Origin of the sequence: Actinoplanes cyaneus, from assembly GCF_016862095.1 — a bacterium.
In the GTDB taxonomy this organism is placed as follows: Bacteria; Actinomycetota; Actinomycetes; order Mycobacteriales; family Micromonosporaceae; genus Actinoplanes; species Actinoplanes cyaneus.
Genome location: NZ_BOMH01000020.1, coordinates 41887 through 62327 on the forward strand (window position 1 = coordinate 41887; position 20441 = coordinate 62327).

Genomic DNA, 20441 nt, shown 5'->3' on the forward strand with positions numbered 1-20441 from the left:
GTTTCCGGCACGATGTCCTGGTGGACATTCCGGAAGCGGGCGATCGGGACGCCCTGGTGGCCGCGGTCGATCAACTGCCGTTCATCGTCATCCTCTTCGAGGGCCCGGAGTTGCTGACGGTCGGCGCGAACGCGGCGACCCGCGCCGTGCTGCCCGGCCGGGAGGTGATCGGCCGCCCGTGCCGGGAGGTGCTCGGCGACCTCGCCGGCCAGCAGTTCCTCGACGTGTTCCACGAGGTCTACCGCACCGGCGAGACCGTCGCCGGGCGGCAGTGGCGGGTGCACCTGGACCAGCCGGACGGCTCGGTGCACGAGATCTTCGTGACGTTCACGATCATGCCGTGGCGGGCCGCTGACGGGTCGCTGCGCGGCGTGATCGGCGCCGCGTTCGACGTCACCGAGATGGCCCGCAACCGGCAGGCCGCCGAGGCCGAGACGGCCCAGCTGCGCCGCCGCTACGAGCGGAGCCGGGACGTGATCACCGAGCTGCAGCGGGAGCTCCTGCCACCCGGGCTGCCCGTGCTGCCCGGCCTGCAGGTGGCCGCCAGCTACCTGCTCGCCGACGCCGACACCGCGGCCGGCGGCGACTGGTTCGACGCGGTGGCCCGGCCGGACGGGCGGGTCGCCCTGGTCGTCGGGGACGTGGTCGGGCACGGGATCACCGCGTCCGGCGTGATGGGGCAGCTGCGCGCGGTGCTGCAGGAACGCCTCGACTCCGGGGCCACGCCGGCCGAAGCGCTGACGGCGGCGGACCGGTTCGCCGGGCGGATGCGGACCGCGCACGCGACGACCGTGTGCCTGGCCGACCTCGACCCCGGCAACGGCGAGGTGACGTACTGCACGGCCGGGCATCCGCCGCCGCTCGTGGTGCGGGCGGACGGCTCGACGCGGTTCCTGCCGGCGACCGGGGCCGGACCGCTCGGGACCGGGAGCGCGTTCTTCGTCCGGCAGGACCGGCTGGAGCCCGGTGACCTGCTGCTCCTCTACAGCGACGGGATCCTGGAGCGGCCGCTGGCAGGCTCCTTCCCCGGGCCGGCGGGGGCGCTTTCGGCGGCCGCTCCGGGTGCCGTCACGGCCGCCGGCGAGCTGGCCCGGGTCGCCGCGGACGCGGCCGCCGGGCGCGCGCTGCACGACCCGTCGTCGACTGCTGCCGAACGGGTCTGCGCGCAGACGATCGAGCTGCTGGTGCGGGCCGGCGGGCATGCCGACGACATCACGCTGCTCGCGGCGCAACGGGTGGCGGCCGTACCGGAACTGGCACTTGATCTTCCGGCGGACCCGGCGGCTCTGCGCGGCGCGCGGACCCGGCTGGCGTCCTGGCTGCACACGGTCGGCGCGGGCGAGCACGACGTGTTCGCGCTCCAGCACGCGCTGGGTGAGCTGGCGACCAACGCCATCGAGCATTCTTCGAGCACGACCCCGATTTGCGTACGGGCGGTGCTCACGCCCTCCGGCCGGGTCGAGGCGACGGTGACCGATCACGGCGGGTGGCGCACGCCGGAGCGGCAGCCGATCCGCGGGCGTGGCCTGGCGCTGACCGGTCAGCTGGTGGAGAGCCTGCGCGTGGAGCCGGGCGCGCACGGGACGGTGGCGACCGTCCGGCATCCGCTGAGCCGGCCGGCGCGACTGCTGGCCAGCTTCGACGACGCCCCGGTCGCCGCACCGGACATACCCGACATGGTGCTGGCGGAGCTGCCCGGCGGGAACGAGGCGCGGGTCACGGTCTCGGGCCCGGTCGACGCCACCACGGCCCAGCGGCTGATGCCCGAGCTGCTGCGCCGCAGCCGGGGCGGGACCGTGTCGATGACGATCGACCTGACCGGGGTCACCCACCTGGCCAGCGCCGGGGTCTCCGCGCTCTACCAGATCGGTGAGCGGCACCACGAGCAGAAGGCGGCGCTGACCCTTGTCGCGTCCCCTGGTAGCCCTTCCCGGCAGATCCTCGACCTGGTCGGGCTGCCTGTCACCCCTTAGGGCCGTCCACAGGCCTGGGCAGAACACCGGTCCGGCTCACTACTATCGCTGGGTGACTTCCGCTCCCCCGATCCCAGTGTCCGACGCCGTCGACGCGCTCAACCGCGTCTTCGGCTATCCGGAGTTCCGCGGTCAGCAGCGCGAGATCGTCGAGCACGTGATCGGCGGCGGCGACGCGCTCGTGCTGATGCCGACCGGCGGCGGCAAGTCGCTGTGCTATCAGATCCCGGCCCTGGTCCGCCCCGGCACCGGCGTGGTCATCTCCCCGCTGATCGCCCTCATGCAGGACCAGGTCGACGCGCTGCGCACGGCCGGCGTCCGGGCGAACTTCCTGAACTCGACGCAGGACTACGACGAGCGGCGCCTGGTCGAGGCCGAGTTCGTCGGCGGCGAGCTGGACCTGCTCTACGTCGCGCCCGAGGGGCTCGGCACGCCGGCGGTCCAGCGGCTGCTCGACCGCGGCACGATCTCCCTGTTCGCCATCGACGAGGCGCACTGCGTCGCCCAGTGGGGCCACGACTTCCGGCCGGATTATCTGGCGCTGTCGATGCTGCACGAGCGCTGGCCGGAGGTGCCCCGCATCGCGCTGACCGCCACCGCGACCACCGCGACGCGGGACGAGATCGCGACCCGGCTGCAGCTCACCGACGCGCGGCACTTCACCGCCAGCTTCGACCGGCCCAACATCCAGTACCGGATCGTCGCCAAGAACGACCCCAAGAAGCAGCTGCTCGACCTGCTGCGCACCGAGCACCCGGGCGACGCCGGCATCGTCTACTGCCTGTCCCGCGCGTCGGTCGAGAAACACGCGGAATACCTGTCGGCCAACGGGATCCCCGCGCTGCCCTACCACGCCGGGCTCGACCCGCGGACCCGCGCGCGGAACCAGTCCCGCTTCCTCCGCGAGGAAGGGCTGGTCATGGTCGCGACGATCGCGTTCGGGATGGGGATCGACAAGCCCGACGTCAGGTTCGTCGCGCACCTCGACCTGCCGAAATCCGTCGAGGGGTACTACCAGGAGACGGGCCGCGCCGGGCGCGACGGGCTGCCGTCGACGGCCTGGTTGTCGTACGGGCTGCAGGACGTCGTCCAGCTGCGCAAGATGATCGACAGCTCGGAGGGGGACCTCAACTTCCGGCGCAACGCGAACCGGCACCTCGACGCGATGCTGGCCCTGTGCGAGACGGTGTCCTGCCGGCGCGGGCAGCTCCTGGCCTACTTCGATCAGGCGGCCACCGCCGAGACCTGCGGGAACTGCGACACGTGCCTGACCCCGCCGGAGTCCTGGGACGGGACGGTTCCCGCGCAGAAACTGCTGTCCACGGTGTTCCGCCTGCAGAAGGAACGCAACCAGAAGTTCGGTGCCGGGCAGTCCATCGACATCCTGCTCGGCAAGCGCACCGACAAGGTGTCCCAGTTCCGCCACGACGAGCTGACCGTCTTCGGCATCGGAGCCGACCTGCGCGAGGCCGAGTGGCGCGGGGTGGTGCGGCAACTGCTCGCCGGGGGTTACCTGGCGGTCGAGGGTGAATACGGGACGCTCGTCCTCACCGAGCGCAGCGGCTCCGTCCTGCGCGGCGAGGTGACCCTGATGATGCGGCGGGAGACGCCGGCCCAGCGCCGATCGTCGTCGCGCTCCCCGGGCTCCTCCTCTTCCTCCTCGAAGGCACCGGCTGTCGACCTGGCCGACTTCCCCGCGTCGGCGGAGCCGCTGTTCGAGCGGTTGCGGGCGTGGCGGGCCTCGATCGCGAAGGCCCAGAGCATCCCGCCGTACGTGATCTTCCACGACAAGACGCTGCGCGCGATCGCCACGCTGGAGCCGTCGTCGCTGGACCAGCTGGGCACGGTCAGCGGCGTCGGGCAGAGCAAGCTGACGAAGTTCGGCGACGACGTCCTGGCCGTGGTCCGCGGCGAGGACCCGGAGGTCGGCGGTCCGGACATTCCCGATGTCGTGGACGGCGCCGACGACTGACGGTTCGCCGTGGATCGGCAACGGCTCGGGCCGCCACCCGAGCCGTTGCCGCGGCTGGGGATCGGTCGGGGGTCAGAAGGAGTTCTTGTACTTGGCGATGGCTTCGCCAAGGGTTTCGTCGGGGTGGCCGCTGCACTCGTAGGTGATGGCCGGGAGTGCCAGCGGGCTGCCGATGCCGCGGACGCCGAGTTCGACGCCGACCTTGCGCATCGCGGTGAGCTCCTGCTCCTGTGATGCCTCGAGGAACTTCGAGCAGCTGGAATCCTTGTCGATGGTCAGACTGTCGGTGATCTTGCCGAGGATGGCGCGGCCGGCGAAGAAGATCGCGACGACGGCCACGATCACCACGGCGATCACCGCGATCATGCCGCCGTAGTTGCGGGTGTCGCTGCTGTTGTGACTGTTGGTGTGGCTGATCTTGTCGCGGCCCGTGACGTCACCGCCGGCCGAGATGTCCCGCTGGTAGGCCCGGTTGCTCGAGTTGTCCTCCACGGTGCGTACCGCTCCTTTCAACTGGGCCGCCAGGCCCGGGTCGGCTTGCAGGGCCGCGGCGAGCACCGGCTCGACCGCGGACGGGTTCGACGGATGACGGGCGTACGCCGCCCAGAGGCCCTCCGCGCCGATCTCGGCGAACGCCTTCTCGATCAGACGCTGGAGGACGTCGGCCGCCACCTCGGCCGGTGAGCTGGGCAGGGTGAGCGGCAGGTAGGGGGTGAGGGCCGCGAGGGCCGCGGCCGCCAGGTCGTCCACTTCGGCCACCTCTTCCGGGGTGCGGAGATCGGGATCGGCCACGCCACGGTAGGAGCCGGGAGACGACCGGCGCCGCTGTCGCGGGGATTCCCGTACAACCTCGGACAGGCTCTGAGCAGGACTCATGTCCGGGGTTGTCCGGAGAAGAGCGCGCCGGGGCCGACCTCCGGCGGTCCTGCCGGGATGCCGGAGGCCGGGCGGCTGGACTGGACGGACGCCGAGGGCGGACGATCGGCGGCGTCCTCCGGCTGATCGTCCGGACAGGACGGTGAGCCCCTGTCCCCCGTTGGAATGATGCCCGTGCATGCCTTCGCTCCCTAGGGTTCGGAGCACCTTCTCCGGCAAGGGGCGGCACATGGTGGATCGGGTTGACGTCGGACCGGATCGGATCGGGACGCGGGAGGAACTCGGTGCGGCGCTGACCACGCTGCGCCAGCGCGCCGGACTGACCATCCGGGCGCTGGCCACGCGTTCCGAGCTGCCGGTCGCGACGGTCGGCGGCTACGTCAAGGCCACCCACCTGCCCGGGCCAGCGCAGCTCGGCCAGTTCCGCGCGCTGCTCACCGCGTGCGGCGTCACCGGCGACGAGCTGCCCGCCTGGGAGGACGCGCTGCTGCGGGTGCGCGCCCGGACCGACGGGCGGCAGGGGCGGCGCGGGGCGGACGGGCCGCCGTACCGCGGGCTGCGGCCGTTCGGACCGGAGGACGCCGGGCTCTTCTTCGGCCGCGAGAGCTTCGTGGGCGACATCCTCGACCGGCTCGCCCGACTCCGTGCCGACGGCCCCGGCCTGCGGTTGCTCTTCCTCGTCGGCGCGTCCGGCTCCGGCAAGTCGTCGCTGCTGCGGGCCGGGGTGCTGCCTGCCGTGCTGGGCGCCGGGCAGTTCCCGGTCGCGGTCATGGTGCCCGGCTCGGACCCGGTCGGTGCCCTCACCCGCGCGCTGGACGGCGTCACCGGGCCCCGGCTGCTGATCGTGGACCAGTTCGAGGAGCTCTACACCGTCGCCGCCGGCCAGGCGCCCCGGTTCGTCGCCGCGCTCACCGGGCTCGGCCCGGACACGCTGATCCTGGCCGGCATCCGAGCCGACTTCTTCGCGGACGCCGCCGCCGACCCGGTGCTGGTCCCGGCCCTGCAGGCGTGGCAGCTGGTGGTGCCGCCACTGACCGAGACGCAACTGCGCGCGGCCATCGTCGAACCGGCCGCCGCCTGCGGGCTGCAGGTCGACGAAGCTCTGGTCGAGGTGGCGCTCGCCGACGTGCGGCCGGCCCGCAACGCGTTGCCGCTGCTGTCGCACGCGCTGCTGGCCGCCTGGGAACGCCGCGACCGGGGGCGGCTGACGCTGCGGCACTATCGGGAGGCCGGTGGGCTCGGCGGAGCGGTGCAGCAGAGCGCCGAACGGGCGTACGCCGAGCTGGGCGAGCCCGAGCGGGAACTCGTCCGGCGCCTGTTCCTGCGACTCGTCACCGTCGACGAGGACGTGATCACCACGAAGCGCCGGATCACCCTCGACGAGTTGCCAGCCGGGCGGGACGCGATGGCGCCGGTGATCGAACGGTTCGTCGCCCGGCGCCTGATCACCGCGCACGAGCAGCACCTGGAGATCAGCCACGACGCGCTGCTCACCGCATGGCCCCGCCTCGCCGAATGGATCACCGCGGACCACGCCGGACTGCTCGTGCACCGGCGGCTGACCCGGGCCGCCGAGGACTGGCGCGACGACGAGCAGAGCCTGCTGCGCGGCAACCTGCTGGCCCAGGTCGCCGAATGGGCGCGCGACCCGGACCACCACGCCGCGATGAACGACGCCGAACGCGACGTCCTGAACCGCAGCGTGGCCGCCCGGGACCGGGAACAGCACGACGCCCGCCGCCGGGTCCAGGTGCTGCGCCGGCTCGTGGGCGCGCTGCTGGTGCTGGTGCTGGTGGCGGTCGGGCTCACCGGGTACGCGTTCCGGGCCAGTTCGATCGCCGCCGACCAGCGCCGAGCGGCCGACCAGGCGCGCGACGGAGCGCTCTCCCGGCAGGTGGCGATCGAATCGGCCCGGGCACGCGACGTCGACCCGGCGCTCGCCGGGCAGCTGGCACTCGCGGCGTACCGGATCTCGCCGACAGTGGACGCCCGCTCCGCCCTCCTCGACGCGACCGCCGCCGGCATCGTGCACCGGCTCGTCGGCACGTCCGGGCCGACAGTGCTGCGGGTCGGCCCGGACGGGACGGTGATGGCGGTCAGCAGCGCCCAGGACGGAAGCGTGGGGCTGTTCCGTTACGACGGGAACCGCCCCCGGGAGCGGCTGGGCGTGGTGCCGGCCGCGGAACCGGGCAAGGTGGTGTTCGCGCTGGCGTTCAGCCCGGACGGGCACACCCTCGCCGTCGGCGGAGAGGGCGGCGAGGTGCACCTCCACGACGTACGGGATCCGGCCCGCCCGGTCGCTCTCGGGGCCGCCCCCGGCGAGTTCGGGCAGGCGGTGGAGTCACTGACGTTCGACCCGGCTGGGACCCGTCTGGTGGCCGGGGGCGGGACGCCGCCGCTGCGTGCCTGGCAGATCGCGGCCGGAGCCGACTGGCGCGCGCCGGCCGCGCTGCCGGTCGCCGGTGGGCGGGACGTCATCCAGGCGGTCGCCTTCAGCCCGGACGGGCAGCACCTCGCCGCGGCCGGCGCGACCGGCACGATCCAGCTGTGGCCGGCCGCACGGCTCGGGTCGGCACCGGTCCAGATGCCGCTGGGCTCGGCGGCGGTGACCTCGATCGCCTGGTCACCGGGGAGCGACGCGCTGCTGGCCGGCGCCAAGGACGGCGGCGCGACCATCCTCGACGTCCCCGGCCGGACCGTCCGCAGACGGCTGGAGACCGGGTTCACGTCCTGGGTGAACGCGGCCGCCTACGCACCCGGCGGCGACCTGGTGGCGGTCGGCGGGTCGAACAACACGATGGCGGTCTTCGACGTGGCGACCGGCGTACGGCTGGACTCCATCGCGAGCGCCGCCCAGGTCACGTCGGTCGGGTACTCCCCCGACGGTGCGATGCTGCACGTCGCCGGGTCCGACGGGGTGGTCCGCGGCTTCCCGGCCCGGCGACGCCTCATCGACTCCGGGGCCGGTGGGCTGTTCGGGCTGGGGGTGGACCGTTCCGGCACCCGGCTCGCGGTCGCCTCCTCCGGCCCGCAAGGGCACGTGGAGCTGTGGTCGCTCGCCGGGGCGGCACCCCGTCGCCTGCCGGGCTTCGCCAACCCGGCCACGTTCGGGCCGTCAGCCGGGTCGGTCGCGATCTCGCCGGACGGCCGGTCCGTGGTCACCGGCAACCGGGCCGGAACGGTGCTGCTCAACGGGCGGACCCTGCTCACCGGATCCACCGCCCTGATCGAATCGCTGCAGTTCAGTGCGGACGGGAGACTGGTCGCGGCCGGATCCGACGACGAGCAGGTGCACCTGTGGGACATCTCCGACCCGGACCGGCCACGCGCGCTGCCCGCCCTGGACGCCGGCGGGCTCACCGCCAACGTGGCGTTCAGCCCGGACGGGCACTACCTCGCCGCGGCCGGCGTCGACCGGCTCGTCCACCTGTGGGACCTCAGCGACCCGGACACGCCGCGGGCCCTGCCTTCGCTGGGAGGCTTCGACAACTACGCGTGGTCGGTGACGTTCTCACCGGACTCCCGGACACTCGCCGCGGGCGGGGCCGACGACACCATCCGGCTCTGGGACCTCAGCGCGGCAGGCGGGCCACGGGCCGTCGGGAAACCGCTGAGCGGACCCACCCACTACGTGTTCAGTCTCGCCTTCCGGCCCGACGGGAAAGAGCTGGCCGCCTCGGGCGGGGACGGGTCGGTGTGGACGTGGCGCCTCGGCGACGGGGTGGTCTCGCCGGCCACCGGCACTCTGCACGCGGCGAACCCGGGCGGGAAGACCTACGCGATCGCCTACCTGCCGGACGGTGCGACACTGGCCGCGGCGGGCACCGCGGGCACCGTCACCTTCTGGGACACCGACGAGCGGAAGGTGATCGCCGCCCTGTGCGCGGGCGGCGGCGACGCGATGACCGCGATCGAATGGGGCCAGTACGTGCCGGGTGCCGCCTACCGCCGCTCGTGTCCCTGAGTCGTATGTGATCATTCCCGGGACGCCGGTGGGACAGCATGGAGGATGGCGATGGGGACCTGGGATTTCGGGCCGTTCGACAACGACACGGCCGCCGACTGGTCCGGTGAGCTGAACGACGCCGAGCCGGGCCGGCGCGTGGAGCTGATCCGCGAAGCCCTCACCGCGGCGGCGAACGAGGACGAGTACCTGGACAGCGACTACGCCTGCGAGGCGATCGCGGCGGCGGCCGTCGTCGCGTCGCAACTGCCGGGCGGGCCGGCGATCACCACGTCCTACGGCCCGGACTTCCTCGTGCAGGGCGGCACGATCGACCTGCCCGACGACCTGCCGGAGCTGGCATTGCAGGCGCTGGCCCGGGTCGCCGGGGAGGACTCGGAGTGGCGCGACCTGTGGGAGGACTCCTTCGGCAAGGCGCTGCGCGCCCTGGAGCCGATCCGGGCCGCCCTCGAAGAAGCCCTCTGACCGCCACGGCTTCGACGCGGGCCGACGCATCGGACCGAGGGGGCACGGCTTCGACGCAGGCCGACGCGTCGGACCGAGGGGGCACGGAGAGCGCCGCCGCGACCGGTGCGCCGCCGCTCGCCACCGTCGAGCGGCCCGGAGCGCGGTCCGCGGATGACGCCGCCCGGCCCGCGGTGGCGGCCCGCGGTGGCGGCCCGCGGTGGCGGCCCGCGCCGGGTCGGCACCGTCCGCGCCGGGTCGACACCGCCCGCGCGGGGCGAAGCCGTGCAGCGGGATTCCCGGTCAGTGGCCGACGACCACGTTGATCATCCAGGGGACACCGAACTTGTCGACGAGCTGGCCGAACTCGTCGCCCCACATCTGCTTCTCGAAGGGGACGTGGACGGTGCCGCCGTCGGCGAGCTTGTCCCAGAAGTCGCGCAGGTTGTCGCCAGCATCGCCGCTGATGCTGACCGTGTTGGTGTTGCCCGGGGTGAACGGCATGCCGGGCGGGAGGTCCGACGCCATCAGCGTGTAGCCCTGCGGGGTCTCCAGCATCGCGTGCATCACCTTGTCCTTGATCGACTCGTCGGGCGCGCCGAACTCGCCGAACGTGTTGACCCGCAGCTCGCCGCCGAAGACGGACCGGTAGAACTCCACGGCCTCGCGGGCGTTGCCGTCGAACGTCAGGTACGGATTGAGTCGGGACGTCATCACAGGCTCCCTTGCCATCGATTGCTGTCACCCGGCACGGTAGACCCACCCCCTGACGTTTTCCGGGGATCGCGGCAGCCGTACCCGGACGAGACCCCGGACGAGGGGTGACCGTGCCCCGCCGCGGAGGCCGCCCTGGAGGGCTTTGCGTTCTGGGCCGGCCACGGCCCTGCGAAGCCCGCAAGGGTCCCCGCGGGAGCGACGATCCGGACCACAGCGGAGAGAGGCAAGGAAGACTTTGATCTTGATGGCAGGACATCGGCCGGGATCTCTCCGCATGGTGGGTGCCATTGATGCGAAGAGATCCCGGCCCTACTCAGGGACCTGACCAGAATCGGTCAGCGGTGGTCGGAGCCTTCCGACTCGACGGCGGCGCGGCCCGCTTCGAGGCGGGCGATCGGCACGCGGAACGGCGAGCAGGAGACGTAGTCGAGCCCGACCTCGTGGAAGAAGTGCACCGAGTCCGGGTCGCCGCCGTGTTCGCCGCAGACGCCCAGCTTGAGGCCGGGACGGGCGGCGCGGCCCTCCTCCGCGGCGATCCGCACGAGGCGGCCGACGCCCTCGGCGTCGATCGACTCGAACGGGCTGATGCCGAAGATCCCGAGTTCGAGGTAACGCCAGAAGAACGCACCCTCGACGTCGTCGCGGGAGAAACCCCAGGCCATCTGGGTCAGGTCGTTGGTGCCGAACGAGAAGAACTCGGCGGCCTCGGCGATCTGGCCGGCGGTCAGTGCGGCGCGCGGCACCTCGATCATGGTGCCGATCGCCACCTGTACGCCGGAGTCACCGGCCACCTCGGCGATGATCTTCTCGGCCTCGGCGCGGACCGTCTCCAGCTCCTGCACGGCACCGACCAGCGGCACCATGATCTCGGGGCGCGGGTTGCCACCCTCGGCGGCGAGCGCGACAGCGGCCTCGGCGATGGCCCGCACCTGCATCGCGAAGAGTCCGGGAATGACAAGTCCGAGGCGGACGCCGCGCAGGCCCAGCATCGGGTTCTGCTCGTGCATCCGGCGGACCGCGGCGAGCATCCGCTCGTCGTGCTCGACGCGCTGGCCCTGCTCGTGGGCGACCGCGACCTTGACCGCGAGCTCCTCCAGCGACGGCAGGAACTCGTGCAGCGGCGGGTCGATGAGCCGGATGGTGACCGGCAGTCCGTTCATCTCGCGCAGGATCTGCAGGAAGTCGGCCCGCTGCAGCGGTTGCAGCGCCGCGAGCGCGTCGTTGCGGTCGGTCTCGGTGCGCGCCAGGATCAGGCGTTCGACCAGCTCACGGCGATCGCCGAGGAACATGTGCTCGGTCCGGCACAGGCCGATGCCCTGCGCGCCGAAACGCCGGGCGCGAGCCGCGTCCATCCCGGTGTCCGCGTTGGTGCGAACCTTGAGCCGGCGCTTCGCGTCGGCGTGCGTGATGATCCGGTGCACTGCCTCGACCAGCGGTTCGTTGGCCTGGGCCGGGTCCAGGTCGCCCTCGAAGTACTGCACGACCTCGCTGGGGCGCACCGGCACCTCGCCGAGGTAGACGCGACCCGTGGTGCCGTCGACCGAGATGATGTCGCCCTCGTCGACGGTCGTGTCGCCGACCGAGAACGACGATTCGCTGACCGACAGTTCGTCGGCGCCGCAGACACAGGTCTTACCCATGCCGCGGGCGACCACGGCAGCATGCGAGGTCTTGCCACCGCGGCTGGTCAGGATGCCGTTCGCCGCGATCATGCCGGGCAGATCGTCGGGATTGGTCTCGCGGCGGACCAGGATGACCGGCCGGCCCTCGGCCGCCACCTCGACGGCGCGCCGCGACGTGAAGACCACCTCGCCGTAGGCCGCGCCCGGTGAGGCACCGACGCCGCGGGTGATCGGAGCCGGGTCGCCGGACAGGTCGAACCGCGGGAACATCAGCTGGCCGAGCTGCGCGCCGGTGACCCGGGTCAGCGCCTCGTCCAGGTCGATCACGCCCTCGTCGACGAGCTGCGCGGCGATGGTGAACGCGGCGGCCGCGGTGCGCTTGCCGACCCGGGTCTGCAACATCCACAGCTTGCCGCGCTCGATCGTGAACTCGATGTCGCACAGATCGCGGTAGTGGCCCTCGAGCTTCGCCATGATCCGCAGCAGCTCGTCGTAGCTGCGCTTGTCGAGTTTCTCGAGCTCCGCGAGCGCGAGCGTGTTCCGGATGCCGGCGACCACGTCCTCACCCTGCGCGTTGGCCAGGTAGTCACCGTAGATGCCCTGCTCACCACTGGCCGGGTCGCGCGTGAAGGCGACGCCGGTGCCGGAGTCGTCGCCCAGGTTCCCGAAGACCATCGCGACCACGTTGACGGCGGTGCCGAGGTCGGCCGGGATGCGCTCCTGGCGACGGTAGAGAATGGCGCGCTCGGCGTTCCACGACCGGAAGACGGCTTCGATCGCGAGGTCGAGCTGCTCCCGGGGGTCCTGCGGGAAGTCATGGCCGGTGTGTTTCACGAACACTTGCTTGTACGCCGTGACCAGCGCTTTCAGATCGTCGGCGTCGAGCTGGACGTCGTCGGAGACGCCCTTGGCGGTCTTCGCGTCGTGCAGCGCGTCCTCGAACTCGCCGCCCGGCACGTCGCACACGGTCTTGCCGAACATCTGGATCAACCGGCGGTACGAGTCCCAGGCGAACCGGTCGTTGCCACCCGCCTGCCGGGACAGCCCGGCCACCGACTCGTCGTTGAGCCCGACGTTGAGGACGGTCTCCATCATGCCGGGCATCGAGAACTTCGCGCCGGACCGCACCGAGACCAGCAGCGGGTCCTGCGCGTCGCCGAGTTTGCGGCCCATGGCCTGTTCGAGCGTGGCGAGATGCGCGTCGATCTCGCCGGCCAGGCCGTCGACGTGCGTGCCGTGGCGCAGGTATTCCTGGCAGGCCTCGCTGGTGATCGTGAAACCGGGAGGAACGGGGAGGCCGAGGTTCGTCATCTCCGCGAGATTGGCGCCCTTGCCACCCAGCAGGTCTTTGAGGTCCTTGTTGCCTTCGTGGAAGTCGTAGACGAACTTCATGCCGCACCCACCTCCGCCTAAGAATCCGCGGCTTAACTTGTTCAGTGCCCCGGGATTCGTAAGGCTAAGCGTGGGTGCGGCTAATAGTTAACAGTGCCGTGGCTTTTTCCACACCGGTGCGTGGACGGGTGTTCGGATCGCGCTCTCTCCGAGCAGTAACGCGCACGGCGGTGTGACGTGAGCATGCGCAGGCGATCTCGTGAGTGGAGATTCGGTGTCGGCCACCGAGACCCGGAGTGGTCACCGGGCACAGTAAGACGCCGCTGCGAATTCCACGGGGGAAGAACTCGCAACGGCGCACCGCGAACACTAGACCAACCGCGTCCGGCTGTCTATCCCACCCGCTGGACGACCGAGCCGACCAGCTTCTTCCAGTCCGCCTCGAAGCCCGCCGCGGGCTCCGACTTCTCCAGCTGGTAGATCGCATAGGTGTCCACGAGCACCACGTTGCGCGAGGTCACGACGGCCACGGCGGTGTCCGCGGTGCCGGGGTGCGTCTTCTCGTAGCTCTTGTGACGAACCAGCACGAACCCGGACCAGGCGCCCTCGTTGAGCTCGCGCACCTCGACCGTCTCGGTGTAGGCCGGCTCCGACTTGTCCGAGGTCACCGCCGCCGGGACGGAGACCGTGGGGGCGCAGCCGTCGGCGACCGCGCGCAGCAGCGCCTGCCCGGCTTGCGCCGCTTTGTCGTCCGGGTAGACCAGGGCGAGCTGCTCCAGCGTCTGCGCGCCCTTCTCCCCCTCGTCGGCGAAGGACGAGGACACCCGCTCGGCGCCGGGCGGCAGGGCGGGAGCGGGCGTGCTCCCGCCGCAGAAGCTGACCAGCTGCTGCGGGTCGGCGCTGGTCTCGGGAGCGGTCCAGGTCGGACCGATCTCGGTGGCCTGCAGGAACGCGCCGCGCATGGTGGTCACGTCGATCCGGCCGGCATCCGGCTTGTCGTCGTCCGAACTGCAGCCGGCCACCGCGAGCAGGGCGAACGCGGCGGCGACGGCGAGCCTGGAGGGTCTGGCGGTCACGAGCATCGGGCCATCTTGACAGACTTCCGGCCGTCGGCGAAAAGCTTGTCCACAGCATCGACGGGGTGTCATCCCCCGCCCACCCAGGGCTGTGGAAAACCGGGCGCACGGCCGATGGCGGGCGCGCTATCGTCGGCCCGCGACACACACGGCGTGTAGCTCAGCAGCAGAGCACCCGGCTCTTAACCGGGAGGGCGCGGGGGCAGGACCCGCCACGCCGGCATGAGCAGTTACCCAGAGGGCCAGTGGCAGCGCGCCCTCGACACCGCCTCGGCCCACCCCGATCCGGCCACCCGTGAGCAGGCCCGGGACAGGGCGGCGAGCTGGCTCGGCGCCATCCGCGGGATGCTGGGCGGGCGGATTCGCACCGGCTCGCGCACCCCGGTCACCGACCTGCCGGCCTGGGTCACCATCGAGGTGCTGCACGGCGGGTTCGCCAGTGGCAGGGCTCTCGCCGACCAGCCGCTGCAGCCGTGGGAGCTGGCGTTCCTGCGGCGTCACGGCCTGCCGCGGTCCCGGCAGGCGATGTTCGACCAGCTGATCGCGCACCCGGAGGAACTGGACACACCGTCGCACGTCGCGCTGCCGGAGGAGGCGGCGCTCCCGGTGCTCGCCTGGCTGCTGCGGGCCGGGGACGAGGCGTCGGCGTTGAGCCTGCTCGGGCAGATCCTGCCGTTCAGCGGGCGGCTGCGATTCGCGCCCGAGCCGATCGGAACCGGCCAGGTGCCGGGGCCCGAGACGGCGTGGCGAGCGACGGCCGGCGAGGTGCGGGCCGCCCTGGAGCGCCGCCGGCCGAACGAGCGGGTCGAGACGATGCGCACGACCCTGCGGGTGTGGAACCCGTTCGCGGACCGGATGCTCGAGCTCTGGCTCCGGGCCTGCGTGGACGGGCGTGCCGGCGTACCGCGGGACCTTGATTGGAACCGTGACGCGCGCGCCCTCCTGGAGGAGTATGCGCAGCTCGCGGCGAAGCATCCGCCGAGCCGGCGGCACGCCGGGCCGAAGGCGAACCTGACCGTGCTGCGCACCGCGGCGCAGGACGTGCTGGCCGGCCGGCCGTGGCGGCGTGGCCTGGTGCAGACCGTGGTCGACGACATGGTCCGGCGTCGTGGGCCGGGTTTCGCCGCGCTCCGGGCACGGCAGGCGCGGGACGCGGCGATCCCGCCGCACCACCTCGCCGCGCACGCGCTCGCCGCCCGGCTGGCCGGGTTCCCGCAGCACACCGGCCTCGTGTCACTCCCGCCGATCGAGGAGGGAACGCCGCCGTCGATCACCGCCGTGGTGCGTCGCGCCGTCGCCGCGCCCGTGGAAGAGCTGATCGATTCCGGTCTCGTGCCGTCGGCCGAGGTGCTCGCCCGGCTCGCTCCGCGGATCGCCGCGCAGGCGGTGTCCGCTGCCTACCCCGACCCGGGCCTGCGGGCGCTGATAGCCGGGAACTATCTGGCGTTCCGCAACCGGCGCTCGCTGCTGCTGACGAACCTGGAATCGCAGGTGCGGCTGGAGGAGCTGCCCTGGGTCCGGGCGGTCGAGGGCCACAAGCATCCGGGCGAGAGCCGCGCGGCGGTCGGCGCGGCGCTGCGGCGGCTCGGCGGGCTGACGCTGCGCACGTTCCCGGGCACCCTGATCCCCAATCCGATGGTCCGTGAGCTGCGGCAACTGAGCCGGGAGGCGTGGCTGGAGCTGCCCTGGGTGGAGGAGCTGGCCGCGGACATCTTCGACGGGCGGTTCGTGGTGAAGTTCCTGCACGCCGCGCAGCTCGCCGGGGAGTTGCTGTTCGGGACGATCTACGAGTGGTACTACGGGATCGACTACCGCGCGATCGGCCGGATCGACGAGCAGGACGCGCGGATCTCGCCGCGGTTCGCGACGCTCTGCCGCGAGCGGGCGGGCGTGACCACGGCGTGGGGCGCCCCGGCGCAGAACGGGATGGTCATCGAGCAGGCCCAGATCCTGACCACGCACAACCTGGCCACCCTGGTGAAGGTCGGGGTCGCGCTCGACCCGGACGGGGCTTCCCGGTGTTTCGCGGCGGCCCGGAGGCTCGCGGCCCGGCCGCTCGGCCTCACCACGGTCAAGGACATCGCGTACGCGTGGCGGCAGATGATGTTCCACCTGGCCCTGAGCGACGACGTGGCGGGTTTCGTGGCGGCCCTGCCGTCGGACGGGCCACTCGGTCCGGCGGTCGCCGGGTTGCGCGCGGCGGTCCGCGGCGAGCAGGTCCAGCCGTTCACCGGCTGGTCGACGAAGCGGCACTGGATGCTCCCGCCCCGCTGAGTTGTCCACAGGCCGTGACTTGGCCGTCGCGTTCGGGGTCGATCGCCGCTAGCGTGATGGCAGGCGTCAGCGAGGAGGCCGGCGATGACCGACATCGATGCACTGGCGGCACGGCTGCGCGCCGCGATCGGGGCCCGGCAGGTCCTGACCGACCGTCAGGAGCTGCGGACCTACGAGTGCGACGGGCTCGCGCACTACAAGGTCATCCCCGCCCTGGTCGCGCTGCCGCGGACCGCCGAGCAGGTCGCCGCCGTGGTCCGGGCGTGCGCGGAGACCGGCACCCCGTTCGTCGCGCGCGGCTCCGGCACCGGGCTGTCCGGGGGCGCGCTGCCGCACGCCGACGGCGTCCTGATCGTGACGTCCCAGCTGCGCGACATCCTGGAGGTGCGCCCGGAGGACGAGCGCGCCGTCGTCCAGCCCGGCGTGATCAACCTGCACGTGACCCAGGCCGCCACGCCGCACGGCTATTACTACGCGCCCGACCCGTCCAGCCAGCAGATCTGCTCGATCGGCGGGAACGTGGCGGAGAACTCGGGCGGCGCCCACTGCCTGAAGTATGGATTCACCACCAATCACGTGACCGGGCTGGAGGTCGTCACGCCGGACGGTGAGCGGGTCCGGCTGGGCGGCGCCGCACCCGACGCGCCGGGCTACGACCTGCTCGGCGCGTTCGTCGGCTCGGAGGGGACGCTCGGGGTCGCCACCGAGGTCACGGTCCGGCTGACCCGGTTGCCGGAGACCGTCCGTACGCTGCTGGCGGGCTTCTCCTCCACCGACCAGGCCGGCGCCGCCACGTCGGCGATCATCGCGGCCGGCGTGGTGCCCGCCGCCATCGAGATGATGGACGCGCTGGCCATCGAGGCCGCCGAGGCGGCGGTGAGGTGCGGTTATCCGGCCGGCGCGGGCGCGGTGCTGATCGTCGAGCTGGACGGGCCGGCGGCCGAGGTCGCGGCACAGTTCGACGAGGTCAGCGAGCTCTGCGCGAAGCACGGCGCATTCGAGACGCGGATCGCCGCCGACGACGCCGAGCGGGCGCTGATCTGGCGCGGGCGCAAGTCGGCGTTCGCCGCTGTCGGCCGGATCAGCCCGGATTACATCGTGCAGGACGGGGTGATCCCCCGCACCGCGCTGCCTGCCGTGCTGCGCCGGATCGGCGAGGTCGCGGCCGAGCACGGCGTCCGGGTGGCGAACGTGTTCCACGCCGGCGACGGCAACCTGCACCCGCTGGTGCTCTTCGACGACGCGGTGCCCGGCCAGGCGTCGCGGGCCGAGACGGTGTCCGCGGCGATCCTCGACCTGTGCATCGAGCACGGCGGCTCGATCACCGGCGAGCACGGCGTCGGCGTCGACAAGGCGAAGTACATGCCGCGCATGTTCAGCGACGACGACCTGGACACGATGCAGCTGGTGCGGTGCGCCTTCGACCCGGACGGGATCGCGAATCCGGGCAAGGTCTTCCCGACGCCCCGGCTGTGCGGCGAGCGTCCGGGCCGCCACCAGGGCACCCATCCGCGGCACGAGGCCGGCGTGGCGGAGATCTTCTGATGGGCGCCCTGGACGAGCTGACCTCCCCCGCCGGTGACGGGGACGCCGTCTGCGGGGTGCCGGCCCGGCTGGTGGCGGCGCCCCGGGACACCGCGGAGGCGGCCGCGCTGGTCACGGCCGCGCGGGGCCTGGCCGTGGTGATCCGCGGCGGCGCGACCAAGCTGGGCTGGGGGCCGCCGCCCCGCGAGCTGGATCTGATCATCGACACGCGCCGGCTGGCCGGGGTGGTGGAGCACGCCGCCGGCGACCTGATCACGGTGGTCCGCGCCGGGACGCCGATGGCCGAGCTGCACGGCCTGCCCGGGCAGCAGCTCGCGCTCGACGCGCCGCCGTCGGCGACCGCCGGGGGCACCGTCGCGGCGAACGCCTCCGGTCCGCGGCGGTTGCGCTACGGCACCGCCCGTGACCTGCTGATCGGCATCACCGTCGTCCGGCCGGACGGGACGATCACCAAGGCCGGCGGCAAGGTGGTCAAGAACGTCGCCGGCTATGACCTCGGCAAGCTCTACACCGGGGCCTTCGGCACCCTCGGGTTGATCACCGAGTGCGTGTTCCGGTTGCATCCGGTCCCGGCCGCCTCTTTGTGGGTACGAGCGGTGGCCCCGCCCCTGCACGCGGCGAAGATCCTGGCCGGGCAGTTCGCGGCCAGCGCCCTCGAGGTCAACGCCGGCCCCGGCGCCGAGCCGGAGCTCGCGGTCCTGCTGGAGGGCACCGCCGCCGGGGTGCGGGAGCGGGCCGCCGCCGTCGCCGAGCTGCTCGGGGGTGAGGTCTCGCCCGAGCCTCCGCAGTGGTGGGACGTGCCGCCCTGGCCGGCGGACGGGGTCGGTGTCAAGCTGACCGGGAGGTTGTCGCAGGTCCCGGCGCTGGTGGCGACCGCTGTGGGCGCTGGCGCGACGGTCCGCGGCTCGGCCGGCGCCGGCGTTCTCTACGCGGGACTCGCCGTCGACCAGGGAGACGCGGGAGTCACCGCCGACCAGAGAACCGTCGAGGCCGGGCGCGCGGTCGAGTTGCTACGGGCCGCGGCTGTCCGGGCCGGCGGGCACGCGGTGGTGCTGACCGCCCCGGCCGGTGTGCGCGAGACGCTGGACATGTGGGGGCCGGTGCACGGGCTCGCGCTGATGCGCCGGGTCAAGGACCAGTTCGATCCGGGCCACCGATTCGCTCCGGGCCGCTTCGTGGGAGGCATCTGATGTCCGACGTCGACGCCACCCGGGGCACCGGGCCGACCCCGCCCGACGCGGTGCGAGCCACCGGGAGCGGCACCGGGCCGACCCCGCCCGACGCGCTGCGGGCCGCCGAGAGCGGCACCGGGGCCTTCGACGACCGGCACCGGCCGCGGGCCGATCTCGTGTCGGACTGCGTGCACTGCGGATTCTGCCTGACGACCTGCCCGACGTACGTGTTGTGGGGCGAGGAGATGGACTCGCCGCGGGGACGGATCCATCTGATCGCGCAGGGGCTGGAGGGCGAGCCGCTCAGCGACGCGATGGTCGAGCACTTCGACAGGTGTCTGGGCTGCATGGCGTGCGTGACCGCGTGCCCGTCCGGGGTGCGCTACGACCGGCTGATCGAGGACACCCGCGCGCAGGTCGAGCGGCGGCATCCGCGCACCGCACGGGAGCGGGCGCTGCGGGCGGCGATCTTCGCGGTGTTCCCCTATCCGCGGCGGCTGCGATTGCTGCGGGGGCCGTTGTGGGCGTACCAGCGATCGGGTCTGCAGAGGCTCGTCGCCCGCAGCGGTCTCCTGGAGCGGCTCGCCCCGACCCTGGCCACGCTGGACGCACTCGCGCCGAGGTTGCGGGGCGTGCCCCGGCCGCCCCGGCGGGTCGCCGCGCACGGCACCCGGCGAGCCGTGGTCGGGATGCTGACCGGCTGTGTGCAGTCGGCGTTCTTCCCGGACGTCAATGCCGCGACGGTCCGCATCCTCGCCGCCGAGGGGTGTGACGTGGTGATCCCTTCCGGTCAGGGGTGCTGCGGGGCGTTGAGCGTGCACAACGGGCGGCGGGCCGAGGCGGAGGGGTTCGCGCGACGGCTCGTCGACACGTTCGAACGGTCCGGGATGGACTACTTCGTGGTGAACGCGGCGGGGTGCGGGTCCTCGCTGAAGGAGTACGGGGAGTTGCTCGCCGACGATCCGGCGTATGCGGCGCGGGCCGCGGCCTTCGCGGCCAAGGTCCGTGACCTGGCGGAGCTGCTGGTGGAGCTGGGTCCCGTGGCGGTGCGGCATCCCCTGCCGGTGACGGTGGCCTATCACGACGCCTGCCATCTCGCGCACGCGCAGGGCGTCCGGGCACAGCCCCGGGCTCTGCTGCGCGCGATCCCCGGGCTGGAGCTGCGGGAGATCGCCGAGGCGGAGATCTGCTGCGGCTCGGCCGGGGTGTGGAACGTGCTGAATCCGGCGCCGGCCGCCGAGCTGGGTGATCGCAAGGCGGCAGCGGTTCTGGGGACCGGGGCGTCGCTGCTGGTCACCGCGAATCCGGGCTGTCTGATGCAGGTGGCGGCGGCGGTCCGGCGGCAGGGCGGGTCGATCGCGCTGGCCCACACCGCTCAGGTGCTGGACGCCTCCCTGCGCGGGCTGGGCGCGGCGGCGCTCACCGATCGCCGGGCTTGACCCCGCCCGTGGGCGGCCGGGCCCGTAGGCGGCCG

The 20441-nt window shown here is 72.8% G+C and carries 12 protein-coding genes and 1 tRNA gene; 9 read left to right on the forward strand and 4 right to left on the reverse strand.

Annotated features, from left to right (window positions below):
• The first annotated feature begins 20 nt into the window (after positions 1 to 20).
• Entirely contained in the window at positions 21 to 1973 is a 1953-nt protein-coding gene (locus Acy02nite_RS14535) for a SpoIIE family protein phosphatase (RefSeq protein WP_239174792.1), read from the forward strand.
• 52 nt (positions 1974 to 2025) lie between these two features.
• Positions 2026 to 3945 (forward strand): DNA helicase RecQ, encoded by a 1920-nt coding sequence (recQ, locus tag Acy02nite_RS14540; RefSeq protein ID WP_203740842.1) that lies wholly within the window; start codon positions 2026 to 2028, stop codon positions 3943 to 3945.
• A 72-nt stretch (positions 3946 to 4017) separates the two neighbouring features.
• Here the strand turns inward: recQ and Acy02nite_RS14545 are convergent, their stop codons facing one another.
• Entirely contained in the window at positions 4018 to 4737 is a 720-nt protein-coding gene (locus Acy02nite_RS14545; RefSeq protein ID WP_203740844.1) for a hypothetical protein, read from the reverse strand.
• Between the two features lie 313 nt (positions 4738 to 5050).
• Between Acy02nite_RS14545 and Acy02nite_RS14550 the strand changes: the two genes are divergently transcribed.
• Entirely contained in the window at positions 5051 to 8785 is a 3735-nt protein-coding gene (locus tag Acy02nite_RS14550) for an nSTAND1 domain-containing NTPase (protein WP_203740845.1), read from the forward strand.
• Positions 8786 to 8836: 51 nt separating this feature from the next.
• Entirely contained in the window at positions 8837 to 9250 is a 414-nt protein-coding gene (locus Acy02nite_RS14555) for a DUF4259 domain-containing protein (protein ID WP_203740846.1), read from the forward strand.
• A gap of 282 nt (positions 9251 to 9532) precedes the next feature.
• Here the strand turns inward: Acy02nite_RS14555 and Acy02nite_RS14560 are convergent, their stop codons facing one another.
• From Acy02nite_RS14560 to Acy02nite_RS14570, 3 genes are all read right to left on the reverse strand, one after another.
• Positions 9533 to 9943 (reverse strand): VOC family protein, encoded by a 411-nt coding sequence (locus Acy02nite_RS14560; protein ID WP_203740847.1) that lies wholly within the window; start codon positions 9941 to 9943, stop codon positions 9533 to 9535.
• Positions 9944 to 10281: 338 nt separating this feature from the next.
• On the reverse strand, positions 10282 to 12960 hold the full coding sequence (gene ppdK / locus Acy02nite_RS14565) for a pyruvate, phosphate dikinase (RefSeq protein ID WP_203740848.1): 2679 nt from the start codon (positions 12958 to 12960) through the stop codon (positions 10282 to 10284).
• A gap of 332 nt (positions 12961 to 13292) precedes the next feature.
• Positions 13293 to 13982, reverse strand: coding sequence for a hypothetical protein (locus tag Acy02nite_RS14570; RefSeq protein WP_203740849.1), 690 nt, complete (start codon positions 13980 to 13982; stop codon positions 13293 to 13295).
• Between the two features lie 143 nt (positions 13983 to 14125).
• Here Acy02nite_RS14570 and Acy02nite_RS14575 point away from each other — a divergent pair.
• From Acy02nite_RS14575 to Acy02nite_RS14595, 5 genes are all read left to right on the forward strand, one after another.
• Positions 14126 to 14197, forward strand: a tRNA-Lys gene (locus tag Acy02nite_RS14575).
• Between the two features lies 1 nt (position 14198).
• Complete coding sequence (locus tag Acy02nite_RS14580) at positions 14199 to 16250, forward strand: hypothetical protein (protein WP_203740850.1); 2052 nt, start codon at positions 14199 to 14201, stop codon at positions 16248 to 16250.
• Between the two features lie 84 nt (positions 16251 to 16334).
• Positions 16335 to 17795, forward strand: coding sequence for an FAD-linked oxidase C-terminal domain-containing protein (locus Acy02nite_RS14585; protein WP_203740852.1), 1461 nt, complete (start codon positions 16335 to 16337; stop codon positions 17793 to 17795).
• A complete protein-coding gene (locus Acy02nite_RS14590; RefSeq protein WP_203740853.1) occupies positions 17795 to 18985 on the forward strand; it encodes an FAD-binding oxidoreductase in 1191 nt (396 codons plus the stop codon). The genes Acy02nite_RS14585 and Acy02nite_RS14590 overlap by 1 nt, the downstream gene beginning before the upstream one ends.
• Positions 18985 to 20406 (forward strand): (Fe-S)-binding protein, encoded by a 1422-nt coding sequence (locus Acy02nite_RS14595; protein WP_203740854.1) that lies wholly within the window; start codon positions 18985 to 18987, stop codon positions 20404 to 20406. Before Acy02nite_RS14590 ends, Acy02nite_RS14595 begins: the two co-directional genes overlap by 1 nt.
• Positions 20407 to 20441 lie beyond the last annotated feature (35 nt).